Genomic DNA, 16,059 nt, shown 5'->3' on the forward strand with positions numbered 1-16,059 from the left:
GAGGTTTGGTCGTGTCCTCCAGCATCCCCTACGTCAAGATGAACGGCATCGGCAACGAGATCGTCGTGCTCGATCTGCGCAGCCGACCGGAGACGGTGACGGCCGAAGCCGCCCGCGCCATCGGCGCCCGCGAACCCTTCGACCAGTTGATGGTGCTCTACGCCCCGCGTCGGCCGGACACCCTCGCCTTCATGCGCATCTTCAACATCGATGGCTCGGAGAGCTTCGCCTGCGGCAACGGCACCCGTTGCGTCGGCACGCGCCTTTTCGACGCCGGCGCGCCGTCGCGCTTTTTTCTCGAGTCGCGCGCCGGCCTCCTGCGCGTCGAGAAGGCCGACGCTGGCCTCGTCACCGTCGACATGGGCGAGCCGCGCTTTGCCTGGAACGATATTCCGCTCGCCGAGCCCTTCGCCGACACCCGCGCCATCGAACTGCAGATCGGGCCGATCGACGCGCCGATCCTGCATTCGCCGTCGGTCGCCAATATCGGCAATCCGCACGCCATCTTCTGGGTCGACGACGTCGAGGCCTACGACCTCGCGGCCATCGGGCCGATGCTGGAAAACCACCCGATCTTTCCCGAGCGCGCCAACATCTCGCTGGCCCACGTGACGGCACCCGACGCGCTGACGCTCAAGGTGTGGGAGCGTGGCGCCGGCCTGACGCGCGCCTGCGGCTCGGCCGCCTGCGCCGCCGCCGTCTCGGCCGCCCGCACCCGCCGCACCGGCCGCAAGGTGCGCGTGACGCTGCCGGGCGGCGACCTCGTCATCGACTGGACGGCGGAGAACCGCATCCTGATGACCGGCGCCACCGAATTCGAGCACGACGGCCTGTTGCCGGGGGCGATCTTCGCGCCGGCCGCCTAGAGCAATTCCAGCAAAAGGGGACCGGTTTTGCGTCCGGAATTGCGTGAAAACAAATAGATAGAGCGCTTCCGCGAAGCACGGAAGCGCCCTGAGGGAGGAACCGCCGTGCGCATCGGCTTTCCCATGCAGACCGCGCTGGTCACCGCCGCCATCCGGGCGGCGCACCAGACGCACGACGACGGCCGCGTCTTCCGCGACCCCTTCGCCGAGGACATCCTCGGCCCGGAAGCAGCGCCGCTGATGATGAGCTTGCCGGTCGTGCCCGGCTACCACGTGCTGCGCTTCCTGATGACCGCCCGCAGCCGCTATGCCGAGGACGCGCTGGCCGCGGCGGTGGAGCGTGGCTGCCGCCAGGTGGTGATCCTCGGCGCCGGCCTCGACACCTTCGGCCTCCGCAATCCCTACCGTCGGCTCGGGCTCCGCGTCTTCGAGGTCGACCGCCCCTCGGCCCAGGCCGACAAGCGGCGACGCCTGCTGCGCCTCGGGCCGCACCTGCCGGACGGTCTGACGCTGGTGCCGGCCGAGATCGGCAGCGACGACCTTGCAGCGGCGCTCGCCGCCGCCGGCTGGCAGGCCGACGAGCCGACCTTCTTTCAGGTGCTAGGCGTCGCCGTCTACCTGCCGCCGACGACAACCTTCGATCTTCTCCGCTTCATCGCCGGCCTGCCGCAGTCGCACGTCGTCCTCGACTACACGGTGCCGCCCCTCTCCCAGTCGCCGGAGGGCCGCGCCGTCACCGAGGCAACCATGGCGGAAACGGCAGCGGGCGGCGAGCCTTGGCTCGGCTTCTTCGAGCCGGCGGCGCTCGCCACCGAGCTCACGCGGCTCGGGCTCTCGGACATCGAGGACCTCGACCTGACGGCGCTGCGACGGCGCTATCTCCACGAGGGTGGCCCTGACGACGGCGAGTTTGGCCCGCACGTGCTCTGCGCCCGCCGGCCCGCCTGAGCGGCATGCGGTTTCCGCTCTGGCAATTTCCGCGCCTTTCCGCCATATAGCCGGTCTGAACACCAGCATCGGAACGAAAGCATGGCGATCGAGGTAATCACCTTCGGCTGCCGCCTCAACACGGCGGAATCGGAAGTGATGCGGCAGAAGGCGGTCGAGGCGGGCCTTTCCGAGGCCGTGCTGGTCAATACCTGCGCTGTCACCGGCGAGGCGGTGCGACAGGCCAGGCAGGCGATCCGCCGCGCCCGGCGCGCCAATCCCGGCGCCCGCATCGTCGTCACCGGCTGCGCCGCCCAGACCTCGCCCGAACTGTTCGCCGGCATGGAGGAGGTCGACCTGGTGGTCGGCAACGCCGACAAGCTCACCGAGGCCGCCTATCAATCGATCCCCGATTTCGGCGTTTCGGCGGAAGAAAAGACCCGCGTCAACGACATCATGAGCGTGCGCGAGACGGCGTTGCACCTCGTCGACGGCTTCGAGGGCCGCACCCGCGCCTTCGTGCAGGTGCAGAACGGCTGCGACCACCGCTGCACCTTCTGCATCATCCCGTTCGGCCGCGGCAATTCCCGCTCGGTGCCGATGGGCGACGTGGTCGCCCAGGTGCGCCGCCTGGTCGAAAACGGCTATGCCGAAGTGGTGCTGACCGGCGTCGACCTCACCTCCTACGGCGACGATCTGCCCGGCCGCCCTCGCCTCGGCCGCCTCACCCGGTCCATCCTGAAGGAGGTGCCGGAGCTGTCGCGTCTCCGCATCTCCTCGATCGATTCGATTGAGGCCGATCCCGACCTGATGAAGGCCATCGCCGAGGAAGAGCGGCTGATGCCGCATATGCACCTGTCGCTCCAGCACGGCGACGACCTGATCCTCAAGCGCATGAAGCGGCGCCACCTTCGGGCCGATGCCGTCCGCTTCTGCGACGAGGCGCGCCGCCTCAGGCCCGACATGGTGTTCGGCGCCGACATCATCGCCGGCTTCCCGACCGAGACCGAGGCGATGTTCCGGAATTCGCTCGCCATCGTCGACGATTGCGGCCTCACCCATCTGCACGTCTTCCCCTACTCGCCGCGTCCCGGCACGCCAGCCGCCCGCATGCCGCAAGTGGAGCGTGCCCAGATCAAGATTCGCGCGTCAAGATTGCGAGAGAAGGGCGACGTCGCCTTCCGCGCGCATCTCGAGGCCGAGGCCGGCCGCCGCCACGCCGTGCTCGTCGAGAAGAACGGGCTCGGCCGCACCGAACAGTTCACGCTCACCGAGATCGATCGGGGCGCGCCGGGCGAGATCGTGCCGGCCGTCGTCACCGGCCGTACCGAGCGAACCCTCATTTCCAAGGCTGCCTGAGGCGAAGGACCAACGACATGTCGGACGACAAGAAGCCGGGCCTCATCGGTCGCTGGTTCGGCGGCGGGCGCGAAACGCCGCCGCAGACGACGGACGCACAAGACTCATTGCCGGCGGAACCCCTCCCCTTGCCCGAGCCCGTCCCTGCGCCCGAAAAGGCCCATGCCTCCTGGTTCCAGCGCCTGACGAGCGGCATGTCGCGCTCCTCGCAGGCGATCGGCGGCGGCATCGTCTCCATCTTCACCAAGCGCAAGCTCGACGCCGACACGCTGGAAGAGCTCGAGGACGTGCTGATTCAGGCCGACCTCGGCGTCGCCGTCGCGTCGGCCATCGCCGACCGCCTGTCGGCCGAACGCTACGGCAAGGACATCACCGACGACGAGGTGAAAACCATCCTCGCCGCCGAAGTGGAGAAGGTCCTGGCGCCGGTCGCCGTGCCGTTCGCGCTGAAGGCCGACAAGGCGCCGCAGGTGGTGCTGGTGGTCGGCGTCAACGGGTCGGGCAAGACCACGACCATCGGCAAGCTCGCCTCCAAGTTCACCGCCGAAGGGCGAAAGGTGATGCTGGCGGCCGGCGATACCTTCCGCGCCGCCGCCATCGACCAGTTGAAAGTCTGGGCGGGGCGAACCAACGTGCCGATCGTCGCCCGTGGCGTCGGCGCCGATTCGGCCGGCCTCGCTTTCGACGCGCTGACCCGGGCAAAGGCCGAGGGTATCGACATCCTGATGATCGACACCGCCGGCCGCCTGCAGAACAAGGCCGAGCTGATGGCCGAACTCGAAAAGGTCGTCCGCGTCCTGCGCAAGATCGACCCCACGGCGCCGCACGACGTGCTGCTGGTGCTCGATGCCACTACCGGCCAGAACGCCGTCTCCCAGGTGGAAGCCTTCGGCCGCACGGCCGGCGTCACCGGCCTCGTCATGACCAAGCTCGACGGGACGGCGCGCGGCGGCATCCTCGTCGCCATCGCCGAGAAATTCGGCCTGCCGGTGCACTTCATCGGCGTCGGCGAGGGCATCGACGATCTCGAGCCCTTCGCGGCCCGCGACTTCGCCCGCGCCATCGCCGGCTTCGGCGACTGACCATACCCCTAAACGGCTAGCCCTTCCCCGCACCTCTCCGGATTGCCGGCCACCGGCGAAGTCGCTATGTGTGCAGTCTGGAATACGTCAAAGCCGCGACTGGCGCCCGCCGCCTACGCCCCGAGGCAAGCATGTCCTTCGCCGATCTGGCCAATCCTAGCCGTTTTCTGGCTTTTGCCGGCCGCCTGATCCCCTGGCTCGCCGGTCTCACCCTCGTGCTGTTTGTCGCCGGACTTGCCCTCGTGGCCGGTTCGCCGGCCGATTATCTGCAGGGCGAGACCGTCCGCATCATGTATATCCACGTGCCGGCCGCCTGGCTCTCCATGCTGACCTACGCCATCATGGCGGTGTCGGCGCTCGGCACGCTGGTCTGGCGGCACCCGCTCGCCGACGTCGCCGCCCGGGCCGCGGCGCCGATCGGCGCCACCTTCACGGCGCTGGCCCTCGTCACCGGCTCGCTGTGGGGCCGGCCGATGTGGGGCAGCACCTATTGGGAATGGGATGCCCGCCTGACCTCGGTGCTGGTGCTGTTCATCATGTATCTCGGCCTCATCGCCCTCTGGCGCACCATCGAGGATCCGACGCGTGGCGCCCGCGCCGCCGCCATTCTGATCCTGGTCGGCACCGTCAATCTGCCGATCATCAAGTTCTCGGTCGACTGGTGGAATACGCTGCATCAGCCAGCCTCCGTGTTCCGCGTCGGCGGCCCGACCATCGACGCCACCATGCTGCTGCCGCTCGCCGCCATGGCGCTCGCCTTCACCGCCCTTCTTTTCACGCTGCATATGGCCGCCATGCGCAACGAGATCCTGCGCCGGCGCATCCGCGCCCTCGGCCTTACCGCCGCCGGAGCCGTCCGATGATCGCCGCCCTCGGTCCCTACGCCCATTTCATCCTGCTGAGCTACGCGGCGGCGGCGCTCGCCGCCTGCGGCCTGACGCTTTGGGTCATCCTCGATCACCGCCAGCTCAGGAACACGCTTGCCGCGCTCGAAGCGCGGGGGCTGACGCGCCGCTCGGCGCGCGCCGCCGCTCGCCTGGCATCCGAAACACCCCTGGAGACCCGGGCGTGAGCAAGCCGTCGCGCCGTCGTGCGAGCCTGCTCGCGCTCATTCCGCTTGCTCTCTTCGTGGCGCTCGCCGTCCTGTTCTATGCACGGCTTGGCGCCGGCGATCCATCGGAAGTGCCCTCGGCGCTGATCGGCAAGCCGGTGCCTGATTTCCATCTCGAAGGCGTCGCCGGCCTGATGCGGGACGGCGCGCCGGTTCCCGGCCTTTCGGCGGCCGATCTCGCGCAGGGCGTTTCCGTCGTCAACGTCTTTGCCAGTTGGTGCGGGCCCTGCCGCGCCGAGCATCCGCTGCTGGCCGACCTCGCCAAGGACCAGCGGATTCGCCTCTACGGCCTCAATTACAAGGATGGCGACGACCAGGCGCTGCGTTTCCTCAACGGCCTCGGCAATCCCTATGCCGCCATCGGCGCCGACCGGAACGGCCGCGTCGGTATCGACTGGGGTGTCTACGGCGTGCCGGAGACCTTCGTGGTGGCGGGCGGCCGCATCGCCGCCAAGCTGGTCGGCCCTCTCACGCCGGAACGGATTTCCGGCGAATTGATGCCGGCGATCGACAAGGCCGTCGCCGCTCAGGCGGCGCTGTAATCCCGATAGCCGAAGATGGCGCTGCCGACGCGCACGTGCGTCGCGCCCTGGCCGATCGCCGTTTCGTAATCCGACGACATGCCCATCGAACGGAAGGCGACCCCGGCCCGCCGTGCCAGTTCGTCGAGCAGCGCGAAATGCGGCGCCGGCGGATCGCCGACCGGCGGAATGCACATCAGCCCGGCGATGGAAAGCCCGTGCACCTCGCGGCAGCGCTTCACGAAGTCCACCGTCTCGCGCGGGGCGACGCCGGCCTTCTGCGGCTCCTCGCCGGTATTGACCTGAACAAGCAGCTTCGGAAAACGGCCCTGAGCCTGCATTTCCCTGGCAAGCGCGGCGGCGATCTTCTCCCGGTCGACGGTATGAATGACGTCGAACAGCGCCACCGCCTCGTGCGTCTTGTTCGATTGCAGCGGCCCGATCAGATGCAGCTCCAGGGCCGGGAAGTCCGCCTTCACCGCCGGGAACTTGGCCGCCGCCTCCTGCACGCGGTTCTCGCCGAAAACGAGCTGTCCGGCGGCGATGGCCGTGCGGACGTCGGCTTCGGGAAAGGTCTTGGAGACGGCGATCAGCGTCACGGAGCCGGCCGGCCGGCCGGCCTCCTCCTCGGCGCCCTCGATCGCCGCCCGCACGCGTCCAAGCGCTTCGGAAATGCTCATGCTTTCCCCCATGCTCCGTCGAGGTCGACCAGGCCGGCGCCGACCTGTCGTGCCTGTCTTTGGCGTCGCCGGCCGTCTTGTCAAGACGACGGAAGAAGCTCCACCTTGTTTCGCCATGTTCTGGTCTTTAAGTGAAGAAGATCGTTTGCCGAAACGTCCCGCACCGGCGCGGGAGGCGACAAGGGAAAAGGTGCTTGCGATGTTTCAAACCCTGAGGATGGGTCGCCGCGCGTTTCTGAACGGCGTCGGCGCCGCCGGCCTGACGCTGGCGCTGGCCGCCGCGGCCATGCCCGTTGCGGTGACGAGTGCGGCCGCCAAGCCCAACCTTGCCAACCTCTCGCCCGAGCAACTCGCCACGGTGCAGGCGGTCAACCGCTATTTCAACTCGATCACCACCTTCGAAGGCAAATTCCTGCAGACGGCGCCCGACGGCGGCGAGACCACCGGCTATTTCGTCATCGACCGGCCCGGCAAGATGCGCTTCCGCTACTATCCGCCGGCCCAGCTCGACATCACCGTCGATGGCCGGACGGTGGCCGTCGACGACAAGGCGATGCAGTCGCAAACGCTCTACCTTCTGTCGGAGACGCCATTGCGTTTCCTGCTCGACAAAAACATCAACCTGCTCGAGGAAGCCGTCGTGCAGTCGGTCAGCGCCGATTCCGACTTCATCGTCATTCGCCTGCAGGACCCCGGAACCTTCGTCACCAACCACCTGACGCTTTATTTCGACGCCCGCACCACCGAACTGAAGCAGTGGACGGTGACCGACGATCAGGGATTGGATACGACGGTCGCCATCTACGAGACCAAGATCGGCAATGCCACCAATCCCGAGTGGTTCCAGATCAACTACTCGAAATACAAATGATGGCTGTCCGCCAGGAGTGATCGATGACCGACGTGCCCGCCGCAGGCCGCAAGGCCGAGAACCCCTGGCTCAAGCTCGGGCTGGAACTCGGACCGCTTCTCGTCTTCTTCTTCGCCAACGGCCGCTTCGGCATCTTCATCGCCACCGGCGCGTTCATGGCGGCGATGGCGGTGGCGCTGGTAGCGTCCTGGATGATCAACCGGCGTCTCGCCATCATGCCGCTGGTCACCGGCATCGTCGTCGCCATCTTCGGCACGCTGACGCTGGTGCTGCATGACGACACCTTCATCAAGATGAAGCCCACCATCGTCAACAGCCTGTTCGGCGGCGTGCTCCTGGGCGGCCTCTTGTTCGGCAAGACGCTGCTCGGCTACGTTTTCGACGGCGCCTTCCATCTCGACGAAGCCGGTTGGCGCAAGCTGACCATCCGCTGGGGCCTGTTCTTCTTCCTGCTCGCCGTCCTCAACGAGGCGATCTGGCGCACCCAGACGACCGAATTCTGGGTCGCCTTCAAGGTCTGGGGCATCATGCCGCTGACGCTGCTGTTTTCGATCGCCCAACTGCCGCTTCTGTCGCGCCACGCCGTCGAACAGCCGGTCCTGCCGAAGGATGCCGCATGAATCGGACGATCGCCGGCGTGGCGCTGCTGGTCGCCGACTATGACGAGGCGATCGCATTCTATGTCGGCAAGCTCGGCTTTTCGCTGCTCGACGATACGCCGCTCGGCGATGGCAAGCGCTGGGTGCGGGTCGGTCCGGCCGGCGGCGCCACCGCCCTGTTGCTCGCCCGCGCCGATGATCCGGACCAGGCGGCGCATATCGGCGACCAGACGGGTGGCCGCGTCTTCCTCTTCCTCGAAACCGACGACTTCGCCCGCGATCACGCGCTGTTTTCGCAGCGGGACGTCCGCTTCCTCGAAAAGCCGCGCTTCGAGGCCTACGGCACCGTCGCCGTGTTCGAGGATCTCTACGGCAACCGCTGGGATCTCATCGAGCCCAAGCGAGCCGGCCCATAACTCCCTCCCCGTTGTGACCACGCGGATCCGAAGGGCTGGATCAATTCCGGCCTTTGGGTCTAGATCGTCGTGCGTCCCGACGGACGCACGACGATCTAGTTCTTTGTTGTCGCATCGGATTTTCCGAAAACCGAATTCCACTTTTCGGTCCGATGCTCTAGTGTCGCCCGATCCGTTTCCACGATAAGGACTTTTTCTTCATGGCCGGCCACGACTTCGACACCGTCATCGACCGACGGCAGGTACCCACCTCCAAATGGGACCGCTATCCGGAGGATGTGCTGCCGATGTGGGTGGCCGACATGGACTTCCCGGTGGCCGAGCCCATCGCCGCCGCCTTGCGCGATCGCCTCGACCACCCGGTGTTCGGCTATGGCGGCCCCGGCCCGGCGACGCTACGCGACCTGATCGCCGCCGACATGCAGGATCTCTACGGCTGGTCCATATCGCCGGCCGACGTGGTGTTCCTGCCCGGCGTGGTGCCCGGCTTCAATCAGGCGCTCAAGGCCTTCACCCGGCCCGGCGACCGCCTGGTCGTGGAGACGCCGGTCTATCCGCCGATCCTCGCCGCTGCCGGCCACTGGGAACTGACCCGCGTCGACGTACAAGTGCGGCCGGTCCCGGAAGGCTCGGCCGTCGATCTCGACCGGCTGACCGGCGCGCTGGTCGAGGCAAAAGCCTTCCTGCTGTGCAATCCGCACAATCCCACCGGCCGGACGCGGACGCGCGCCGAACTCGAGGCGATCGCCAAGGCCTGCCTGGCGTCGGGCGCAGTGATCATTTCGGACGAGATTCATTGCGACATCGTCTACGGCGGCAAGACGCACGTGCCGATCGCCGCGCTGTCGCCGGAGATCGCCCGCCGCACCATCACGCTGATGGCCGCCAGCAAGACCTACAACATCGCCGGCCTGAAGACGGCCTATGCCATCATTCCCGACGCCGACCTGCGCCGCCGCTTCGTCGCCGCCAATCTCGGCATGAGCGAGGGAGCCAACGTGCTCGGCCTCGTCGCCACCGAGGCAGCGCTCAGGCATGGCCGACCGTGGAAAGAGGCGCTTCTCTCCTATCTCGAAGCCAATCGGGACCATCTGGTCGGCCGCCTCAGCCAGGAAATTCCGGAAATCCGCATCAATGCGCCGGAGGCGACCTACCTCGCCTGGCTCGATTGCTCGGCTCTCGAGCTTGGCGATGCCTACCGCTTCTTCCTCGACAAGGGGAAGGTCGCCTTCAATCCCGGCCCCAGCTTCGGTGGAGACGTCCAGCACGTCCGCCTCAATTTCGGCTGTCCACGCACCCTGCTCGACGAGGGTATCGATCGCATGGTGAAGGCGCTATCGCAACGCTAACGGTCTATGACGGCTCACCGAAGCCGTTTTCAAGAGAACGATCGCTATCTATTTGATTTACAAATTAAATTTTCGGTTCTTTATAAAGACGAAGCTGAAAACGGCTCCGAAATGACAACGCCCCGGTAAAGATTTGCCGGGGCGTTTCGTTTGCGACTCTTTCGGCGGCGAATCGAATCCGGCGGCCTCAGGATTCCAGCCGGCGGACGATGTCGTCGAGCTGGTCGAGCGTGCCATAGCGGAGCCGCACCTCGCCGGAACCGTTGGGTTTGTGGCGGATCTCGACGGCAAATCCCAGCGCGTCGGACAGACGTTTCTCAAGCGCGCGGGTATCCGCGTCCTTGTCGGGCTTTGCCAGCTTGGCCCGGCCATGCGGCTCGGAAATGGTCGCCTGCGCCAGCGTCTCGGCCGACCGCACCGTCAACCCTTCCTCGACGATGCGCTTGGCCAGCGCCGCCGGGTCGGGCGCGGCGATCAGCGCGCGTGCGTGGCCGGCGGTCAGCGCCCCGTCGTTGAGATATTGCTTCACCGGTTCCGGCAGCTTCAGGAGGCGCAGCGTATTGGCGACATGGCTGCGGCTCTTGCCGATCACCGCGGCGAGATCGTTCTGCGTATACTCGAATTCCTGGATGAGCTGGTCGTAGCCCATCGCCTCCTCCAGCGGGTTGAGATCCTGGCGCTGGACGTTTTCGATGATGGCGATCTCCATCGCCTCGCGGTCGGTGACGTCCTGGATGATGACGGGAATCTCGTGCTGGCCCGCCTTCTGCGCCGCGCGCCAGCGCCGCTCGCCGGCGATCAGCTCGTAGCCATTGCCGCCGTTCGGCGCCGGCCGCACCACCACCGGCTGGATCATGCCGTGCTGGCGGATCGAGCCGGCAAGCTCTTCCAGATCCTCTTCCTTGAACAGCCGGCGCGGGTTCTTGGGATTGGCCTTGATGAGGTCGATCGCCACCTTGCGGATGCCCCGCACCCGCTCCACCACCTCGAACTCGGAGCTGGCGTCGCCGATCAGCGCCGCCAGTCCCCGGCCGAGCCGCCGCCGCCCGCTCTCATCGCTGACGCTGCTCATGACTTTCCCTTCACCTTCATCGAACCTCCGGCTCCGGGCCTCCGGAAAGAGGTTTTGAGTTTATGTCGTGCCCATCGCCCTGCTGCGCAGCACAGATCGGTTCACGCCGCCACCGCGCGGAAACGCCGCTCGCGCTGGATGATCTCGGAAGCGAGCTTCAGATAGGCCTGGCTGCCGGTACACTTGAGATCGTAAAGCAGCGCCGGCTTGCCGTAGGATGGCGCTTCGGAAACGCGGACATTGCGCGGAATGATCGTCTCGTAAACGGCGTCGCCCATGTTGCTGCGAACATCCTGCACGACCTGGGCGCTGAGGTTGTTGCGGCCGTCATACATGGTGAGCACGATGCCGTGGATGCCGAGCTCGGGATTGAGGCTGCGCTTGACCTGCTCGACGGTGGACAGAAGCTGCGACAGACCCTCGAGGGCGAAGAACTCGCATTGCAGCGGCACCAGGATGGAATGCGACGCCGACAGCGCGTTGATGGTCAGGAGATTGAGCGACGGCGGGCAGTCGATCAGCACGTAGGTGAAGCGCTCGCGCCTCGCCATATTCTCCACCGCCTCGACATGCCGGGCGATTGCCTTTCTGAGCCGATAGGCGCGGTCGCCCGACCCGGCGATCTCCAGCTCCACGCCGAGATTGTCCAGCGTCGACGGCGCCACGGTGAGGCGCGGCACCGCCGTCGGCACCAAGGCCTCGCGAAGCTCGGCCTCGCCGATCAGAACGTCATAGGTCGACACCTTGCGCGACTTGCGATCGATGCCGAGGCCGGTCGAGGCATTGCCCTGCGGGTCGAGATCGACGATCAGCACCTCTTCGCCGATGGCGGCCAGCGCCGTGCCGAGGTTGATGGCCGTCGTGGTCTTGCCCACGCCGCCCTTCTGGTTGGCCAGCGACAAAACGCGGGGACTTTGCGGAAGGCGGTTCATCGGCGGGCATCCTGCTCTGGAAGGCCGGCGGTCGGCAGCCGGCGGACGTGATCGACGAGGACAATGCGGCTGTCGGGCTCGATCCGGCTCTGCCGTTCTATCAGATCGAAGCCCCATGAAAGAGCGGCTTGCCGGCGCTCCGCAGCAAAATCCTGTCCCTTGTGGAAAACACCCGTCGCCCCGGCCGTCAGCCAGGGTTCGGCATAGGCGAGAAGCCGGTCGAGCGACGCCAGCGCACGGGCCGATACGGCATCGAATCGATCGCCGGTTTCTTTAAATCGTTCCGGTATCGACTCGATACGCTCCGAGACGACCCTGGCAGGCAGTTTGAGCTCGCGGGCGACGCTTTGCAGAAAGGCCGCCTTGCGGCCATTGGATTCCACCAAAGTTACGGAACCGCCCTCGGCATCCGCCAACAGAATGGCGGTCACGAGGCCCGGAAAACCGGCGCCCGACCCGAGGTCGAGCCAACGTTTCGCCGCCGGAAGCGCTGCAAAAGCCTGCGCGCCGTCGGCAACATGCCGGCGCCAGATGTCGGGCAGCGTCGACGGCGCCACCAGATTCTTGACCGGCTGCCATTTCCGCACCAGCTCGACATAGGCGACGAACCGTGCCTCCATCGCCGCATCGAGGGGCAGAATGGCGCGGACGGCATCGAGACCGTCGGCATCGCTCGCCACGAACGCGTTGGCGGTCTTGCCGGCCATCAGGCGACCTCCGCTTTCGGCCGCGCCGCCAGCTTGCGCAGATGGGCGAGAAGCAAGGTCAGGCTGGCCGGCGTCACGCCGTCGACGCGGCCGGCCTGGCCGAGCGTCGCCGGGCGCACGGCCTCGAGCTTCTGCCGCACTTCGTTGGAAAGGCCTGTCACCGCCCCATAATCGAGATCGGCCGGCAGCGCACGCGCCTCGTCGCGCCGGAAGGCGGCAATGTCGGCGTCTTGCCGGTCGAGATAGACGGCGTAGAGCGCTTCGGTTTCGAGCGCCGCCGTCGTTACGCCATCGAAGCGGCCGAGCTCCGGCCAGATGGCCGCGAGGCGGGCCAGCGACATCTCCGGATAGGACAGCAGTTCGTAGGCGGTGCGCCGCACGCCATCCTGATTGAGCGCCAGACCATGACCTTCCGCCTCGCGCGGGCTGAGAGACAGCGAGCGGGCCAAGTGACGCGCCGTCTCCAGCGCCGCCATTTTGGCCGAGAAGGCCGCAGCGCGCGTCGAGCCGACGATACCGAGCGCCAGGCCGCGGCCGGTCAGGCGCTGGTCGGCGTTGTCGGCCCTCAGCGACAGCCGGTATTCGGCGCGCGAAGTGAACATCCGATAGGGCTCGCTCACCCCCTTGGTGACCAAATCGTCGATCATCACGCCGAGATAGGCCTCGGCGCGGTCAAAGGTCATCCCCTCGGCGCCGCCGGCCCGCCGAGCCGCGTTGAGGCCGGCAACCAGGCCCTGCGCCGCCGCCTCTTCATAGCCGGTGGTGCCGTTGATCTGGCCGGCCAGGAACAGGCCCGTCAGCTTCTTGGCCTCCAGCGTCGGCTGCAGTTCGCGCGGATCGACATGGTCGTATTCGATGGCATAGCCATACTGGACGATGCGCGCGCGCTCGAGACCGGGGATGGAGGCAATGATGGCGTCCTGCACATCCTCCGGCAGCGAGGTCGATATGCCGTTCGGATAGACGAGATCGCTGTCCAGTCCCTCCGGCTCCAGGAAAATCTGATGTCCGTCGCGGTCGCCGAAGCGGACGATCTTGTCCTCGATCGATGGGCAGTAGCGCGGACCGCGACTGCCGATCTGGCCGGAATACATCGGCGAGCGATGGACGTTATCGCGGATCACCCGGTGCGTGGCCTCGCCCGTACGGGTAATATGGCAGGCGACCTGCGGCCGGGTGATAGCCGTCGTCAACATCGAAAAGGGCTCGGGTTGATCGTCGCCCGGCTGCGCTTCGAGGGCCGCGTAATCGATGGAATGACGATCGAGGCGGGGCGGCGTGCCGGTCTTGAGCCGGCCGAGGCGCAAACCGAGCCGGGCCAGCGTGCGCGACAGCCCCAGCGCCGGCTTCTCGCCAATGCGGCCGGCCGGCGTCGTTTTGGGTCCGAGATGAATGAGACCGGAGAGGAAGGTTCCGGTGGTCAGCACGACGGCGCCGCAGGTCAACCGACGGCCGTCGGCCATGATCACCGCCGCGACACGACCGCCCGAGACGTCGACATCATCCGCCTCTCCTTCGATCACCGTCAGGTTGGCGGTCGAGGAGATCTCGGCCTGCATGGCCGCCTTGTAGAGCTTGCGGTCGGCTTGGGCGCGCGGTCCCCGCACGGCCGGCCCCTTGCGCCGGTTGAGCAGGCGGAACTGGATGCCGGCCGCGTCGGCGACGCGCCCCATCAACCCGTCGAGGGCGTCGACCTCCCGCACCAGATGGCCCTTGCCGAGGCCGCCGATGGCCGGATTGCAGGACATGGCGCCGACGGTCGAAAAATCATGGGTAACCAATGCCGTTCTGGCGCCGGCTCGCGAAGCGGCATGCGCCGCCTCGGCGCCCGCGTGGCCACCGCCGATAACAATCACGTCGAAGCGTTCCAGATCGCTCACCATCGCTCCCGGTGTTGGCAAAAATAACAGTTTCTATAGGCGGCCGCGGCACCGATCGTTCGTGAGGCGCCGACGATTTCCACGCCGCTTCCCGCGTCACGACGTCCGTCTGAAGGGCTCACGATGGCTTAATAGGCCAAATCGACAGGTAAGGTCAAAGCCGAAAGCGCCGTTTTCTGCCCTTTCCAGCCGCCTGCCGTCCAAAGATGCCGCTTTTTCGGAGTCGGTTCGGAAGCGAATCCGAATAGTTTTCCACAAGCTGTGGAGTGTTTCACGTGAAACACCGTTAATTTTTTGGGAATTCCATTAAGGCGGTTGTTCCAACCTCAAGCGGCCCAATCCGCAATTGCGAATCGTTTCGGACAGGAATCGATTATTTGCCGATGCAGAACGTCGAAAATATCGAACCAAGCACCTCTTCCACGTCGATCCGGCCGGTCAGTCTTCCGAGGGCCTCACCGGCCTGACGAAGACGATCGGCCATGATTTCCTTCGGCAGGCCCGGAGACTCGGCGTCTCTCAGGGTGGCGACCGCCTGATCCAGGCATTGCCGCTGCCGCGCCCGGCTGACCAGCGGCGCCTCGCCGCCGAGTCGACTGGCGGCTTCCTGAGCCAAACGCTGGAGCAGTCGATCGATCGATGCCCGATCATGGACGGATACTCCCAGCCCTTCCCTGCCGGGAGAATGAAGATCGATCTTCGCATGGATGCTCAAGATCCTCACGCCGAGTCCAACCACGTCCTCGGGCGCTCCATCACCTTCCTCGTCGAGCCACAGGATGAGATCGGCCGCCGCCGCCCGCACCCTGCCACGCCGCATGCCCTCGGCCTCGATGACGTCGCCGCCGTCCCGGAGGCCGGCGGTATCGACCAAGGTCACCGCATAGCCGCCGAGATCGAGATGGACTTCCAGGAGATCACGCGTGGTACCGGGAATATCCGTCACAATGGCCACGTCGCGTTCGGCCAACACGTTGACGAGGCTGGACTTGCCGGCATTGGGCGGCCCGAGCACCACTACCTCGAAGCCATCGCGGATACGCTCGCCCCGTTGGCCGGCCGTCAGCTCGCGCTCCATCTCATCCCGCAAGGCGGCGATGCCAATGCCAACTCCGCCAGAAACATCATCCGGCACATCCTCCTCGTCGGAAAAATCGAGATCGGCCTCGACATACGCCCGCAGGTCGATGAGACGCCGACGCCAGTCCTCGGCCCGCGCCCGGAAGGCACCGCCGGCCAGACGCAAGGCAAGGCGCCGCTGGGCTTCGGTCTCGGCGGCGATCAGATCGGCGAGACCTTCGGCTTCCGTAAGATCGAGTTGGCCATTGTCGAAGGCACGGCGGGTAAACTCGCCGGCTTCGGCCAACCTCAACCCGGGCAGACTGCCGAGAAAGGCAAGGAATGCCGCCACGACCGCCCGGCCGCCGTGCAGATGAAATTCCGCAACGTCTTCGCCAGTGAAACTGCCTGGCGCCGGGAAGAACAACGCCAATCCCCGGTCGATGGCCTCGCCATTTGTGTCACGGATTGTCTTCAGCGCCGCTCGGCGGGGTTCCGGCGGCCTGCCGATCGTTGTTTCGATCACGAATCGAACGGCGGGGCCGGAAACGCGCACCACCGCGAGGCCGCTTGGCAGCGATCCGGATGACAGGGCGAAGATCGTATCGGTCACGACTCAATCCTTCCG

General features: G+C 66.5%; 17 protein-coding genes. 11 read left to right on the forward strand and 6 right to left on the reverse strand.

Annotated elements, in window-relative coordinates:
* Nucleotides 1-38 precede the first annotated feature (38 nt).
* The 7 genes from dapF to CJ014_RS12565 all read left to right on the forward strand — a co-directional run bounded on the left by dapF (nt 39) and on the right by CJ014_RS12565 (nt 5,887).
* Nucleotides 39-866, forward strand: a complete 828-nt coding sequence (gene dapF, locus CJ014_RS12535; RefSeq protein ID WP_245427305.1) for a diaminopimelate epimerase — start codon at nt 39-41, stop codon at nt 864-866.
* Nucleotides 867-971: 105 nt separating this feature from the next.
* Entirely contained in the window at nt 972-1,814 is an 843-nt protein-coding gene (locus CJ014_RS12540) for a class I SAM-dependent methyltransferase (RefSeq protein WP_100080816.1), read from the forward strand.
* A gap of 81 nt (nt 1,815-1,895) precedes the next feature.
* Nucleotides 1,896-3,152: a tRNA (N(6)-L-threonylcarbamoyladenosine(37)-C(2))-methylthiotransferase MtaB gene (mtaB, locus tag CJ014_RS12545; protein ID WP_100080817.1), complete on the forward strand. Its 1,257-nt coding sequence runs from the start codon at nt 1,896-1,898 to the stop codon at nt 3,150-3,152.
* Between the two features lie 17 nt (nt 3,153-3,169).
* Nucleotides 3,170-4,234, forward strand: a complete 1,065-nt coding sequence (gene ftsY / locus CJ014_RS12550) for a signal recognition particle-docking protein FtsY (protein WP_100080818.1) — start codon at nt 3,170-3,172, stop codon at nt 4,232-4,234.
* 131 nt (nt 4,235-4,365) lie between these two features.
* Nucleotides 4,366-5,097, forward strand: a complete 732-nt coding sequence (locus CJ014_RS12555) for a heme ABC transporter permease (protein WP_100080819.1) — start codon at nt 4,366-4,368, stop codon at nt 5,095-5,097.
* Nucleotides 5,094-5,306: a heme exporter protein CcmD gene (ccmD, locus tag CJ014_RS12560; RefSeq protein ID WP_100080820.1), complete on the forward strand. Its 213-nt coding sequence runs from the start codon at nt 5,094-5,096 to the stop codon at nt 5,304-5,306. The genes CJ014_RS12555 and ccmD overlap by 4 nt, the downstream gene beginning before the upstream one ends.
* Nucleotides 5,303-5,887, forward strand: a complete 585-nt coding sequence (locus CJ014_RS12565; RefSeq protein ID WP_100080821.1) for a DsbE family thiol:disulfide interchange protein — start codon at nt 5,303-5,305, stop codon at nt 5,885-5,887. The genes ccmD and CJ014_RS12565 overlap by 4 nt, the downstream gene beginning before the upstream one ends.
* On the opposite strand, the gene CJ014_RS12570 is transcribed toward CJ014_RS12565, so the two are convergent.
* Nucleotides 5,872-6,546 (reverse strand): YggS family pyridoxal phosphate-dependent enzyme, encoded by a 675-nt coding sequence (locus CJ014_RS12570; protein WP_425351913.1) that lies wholly within the window; start codon nt 6,544-6,546, stop codon nt 5,872-5,874. The two genes, CJ014_RS12565 and CJ014_RS12570, sit on opposite strands and share 16 nt — an antisense overlap.
* A gap of 199 nt (nt 6,547-6,745) precedes the next feature.
* On the opposite strand from CJ014_RS12570, the gene CJ014_RS12575 reads away from it, so the two are divergent.
* The 4 genes from CJ014_RS12575 (at nt 6,746) to CJ014_RS12590 (ending at nt 9,781) form a co-directional block, all read left to right on the forward strand.
* Nucleotides 6,746-7,417 (forward strand): LolA family protein, encoded by a 672-nt coding sequence (locus tag CJ014_RS12575; protein ID WP_207765738.1) that lies wholly within the window; start codon nt 6,746-6,748, stop codon nt 7,415-7,417.
* A 23-nt stretch (nt 7,418-7,440) separates the two neighbouring features.
* Complete coding sequence (locus CJ014_RS12580) at nt 7,441-8,037, forward strand: septation protein A (RefSeq protein WP_100080824.1); 597 nt, start codon at nt 7,441-7,443, stop codon at nt 8,035-8,037.
* The gene (locus tag CJ014_RS12585; RefSeq protein ID WP_100080825.1) at nt 8,034-8,432 is read left to right on the forward strand and encodes a VOC family protein; all 399 of its coding nucleotides are present in this window, start codon (nt 8,034-8,036) and stop codon (nt 8,430-8,432) included. The genes CJ014_RS12580 and CJ014_RS12585 overlap by 4 nt, the downstream gene beginning before the upstream one ends.
* A gap of 200 nt (nt 8,433-8,632) precedes the next feature.
* Complete coding sequence (locus CJ014_RS12590) at nt 8,633-9,781, forward strand: MalY/PatB family protein (protein ID WP_100080826.1); 1,149 nt, start codon at nt 8,633-8,635, stop codon at nt 9,779-9,781.
* Nucleotides 9,782-9,968: 187 nt separating this feature from the next.
* On the opposite strand, the gene CJ014_RS12595 is transcribed toward CJ014_RS12590, so the two are convergent.
* The 5 genes from CJ014_RS12595 to mnmE form a co-directional block, all read right to left on the reverse strand.
* A complete protein-coding gene (locus tag CJ014_RS12595; RefSeq protein WP_100080827.1) occupies nt 9,969-10,853 on the reverse strand; it encodes a ParB/RepB/Spo0J family partition protein in 885 nt (294 codons plus the stop codon).
* 101 nt (nt 10,854-10,954) lie between these two features.
* On the reverse strand, nt 10,955-11,785 hold the full coding sequence (locus CJ014_RS12600; RefSeq protein WP_100080828.1) for a ParA family protein: 831 nt from the start codon (nt 11,783-11,785) through the stop codon (nt 10,955-10,957).
* Nucleotides 11,782-12,492: a 16S rRNA (guanine(527)-N(7))-methyltransferase RsmG gene (gene rsmG / locus CJ014_RS12605; protein ID WP_207765739.1), complete on the reverse strand. Its 711-nt coding sequence runs from the start codon at nt 12,490-12,492 to the stop codon at nt 11,782-11,784. The genes CJ014_RS12600 and rsmG overlap by 4 nt, the downstream gene beginning before the upstream one ends.
* Nucleotides 12,492-14,375: a tRNA uridine-5-carboxymethylaminomethyl(34) synthesis enzyme MnmG gene (mnmG, locus tag CJ014_RS12610; protein WP_100080829.1), complete on the reverse strand. Its 1,884-nt coding sequence runs from the start codon at nt 14,373-14,375 to the stop codon at nt 12,492-12,494. Before mnmG ends, rsmG begins: the two co-directional genes overlap by 1 nt.
* Nucleotides 14,376-14,745: 370 nt before the next feature.
* Nucleotides 14,746-16,044 carry a tRNA uridine-5-carboxymethylaminomethyl(34) synthesis GTPase MnmE gene (gene mnmE / locus CJ014_RS12615; RefSeq protein WP_100080830.1) on the reverse strand — a complete coding sequence of 433 codons (1,299 nt, stop codon included), beginning with the start codon at nt 16,042-16,044 and terminating at the stop codon, nt 14,746-14,748.
* Between the last annotated feature and the right edge of the window lie 15 nt (nt 16,045-16,059).

The organism is Pleomorphomonas carboxyditropha (assembly GCF_002770725.1).
GTDB lineage: Bacteria > Pseudomonadota > Alphaproteobacteria > Rhizobiales > Pleomorphomonadaceae > Pleomorphomonas > Pleomorphomonas carboxyditropha.

Coding starts and splice junctions, on each gene's coding strand:
- CJ014_RS12590 (WP_100080826.1), top strand. CDS start 8,633: ATGGCCGGCCACGACTTCGACACCGTCATCGACCGACGGCAGGTACCC.
- CJ014_RS12600 (WP_100080828.1), bottom strand. CDS start 11,785: ATGAACCGCCTTCCGCAAAGTCCCCGCGTTTTGTCGCTGGCCAACCAG.
- CJ014_RS12555 (WP_100080819.1), top strand. CDS start 4,366: ATGTCCTTCGCCGATCTGGCCAATCCTAGCCGTTTTCTGGCTTTTGCC.
- CJ014_RS12570 (WP_425351913.1), bottom strand. CDS start 6,546: ATGAGCATTTCCGAAGCGCTTGGACGCGTGCGGGCGGCGATCGAGGGC.
- CJ014_RS12595 (WP_100080827.1), bottom strand. CDS start 10,853: ATGAGCAGCGTCAGCGATGAGAGCGGGCGGCGGCGGCTCGGCCGGGGA.
- dapF (WP_245427305.1), top strand. CDS start 39: ATGAACGGCATCGGCAACGAGATCGTCGTGCTCGATCTGCGCAGCCGA.
- CJ014_RS12580 (WP_100080824.1), top strand. CDS start 7,441: ATGACCGACGTGCCCGCCGCAGGCCGCAAGGCCGAGAACCCCTGGCTC.
- CJ014_RS12585 (WP_100080825.1), top strand. CDS start 8,034: ATGAATCGGACGATCGCCGGCGTGGCGCTGCTGGTCGCCGACTATGAC.
- CJ014_RS12575 (WP_207765738.1), top strand. CDS start 6,746: ATGTTTCAAACCCTGAGGATGGGTCGCCGCGCGTTTCTGAACGGCGTC.
- rsmG (WP_207765739.1), bottom strand. CDS start 12,492: ATGGCCGGCAAGACCGCCAACGCGTTCGTGGCGAGCGATGCCGACGGT.
- ccmD (WP_100080820.1), top strand. CDS start 5,094: ATGATCGCCGCCCTCGGTCCCTACGCCCATTTCATCCTGCTGAGCTAC.
- mnmG (WP_100080829.1), bottom strand. CDS start 14,375: ATGGTGAGCGATCTGGAACGCTTCGACGTGATTGTTATCGGCGGTGGC.
- mtaB (WP_100080817.1), top strand. CDS start 1,896: ATGGCGATCGAGGTAATCACCTTCGGCTGCCGCCTCAACACGGCGGAA.
- ftsY (WP_100080818.1), top strand. CDS start 3,170: ATGTCGGACGACAAGAAGCCGGGCCTCATCGGTCGCTGGTTCGGCGGC.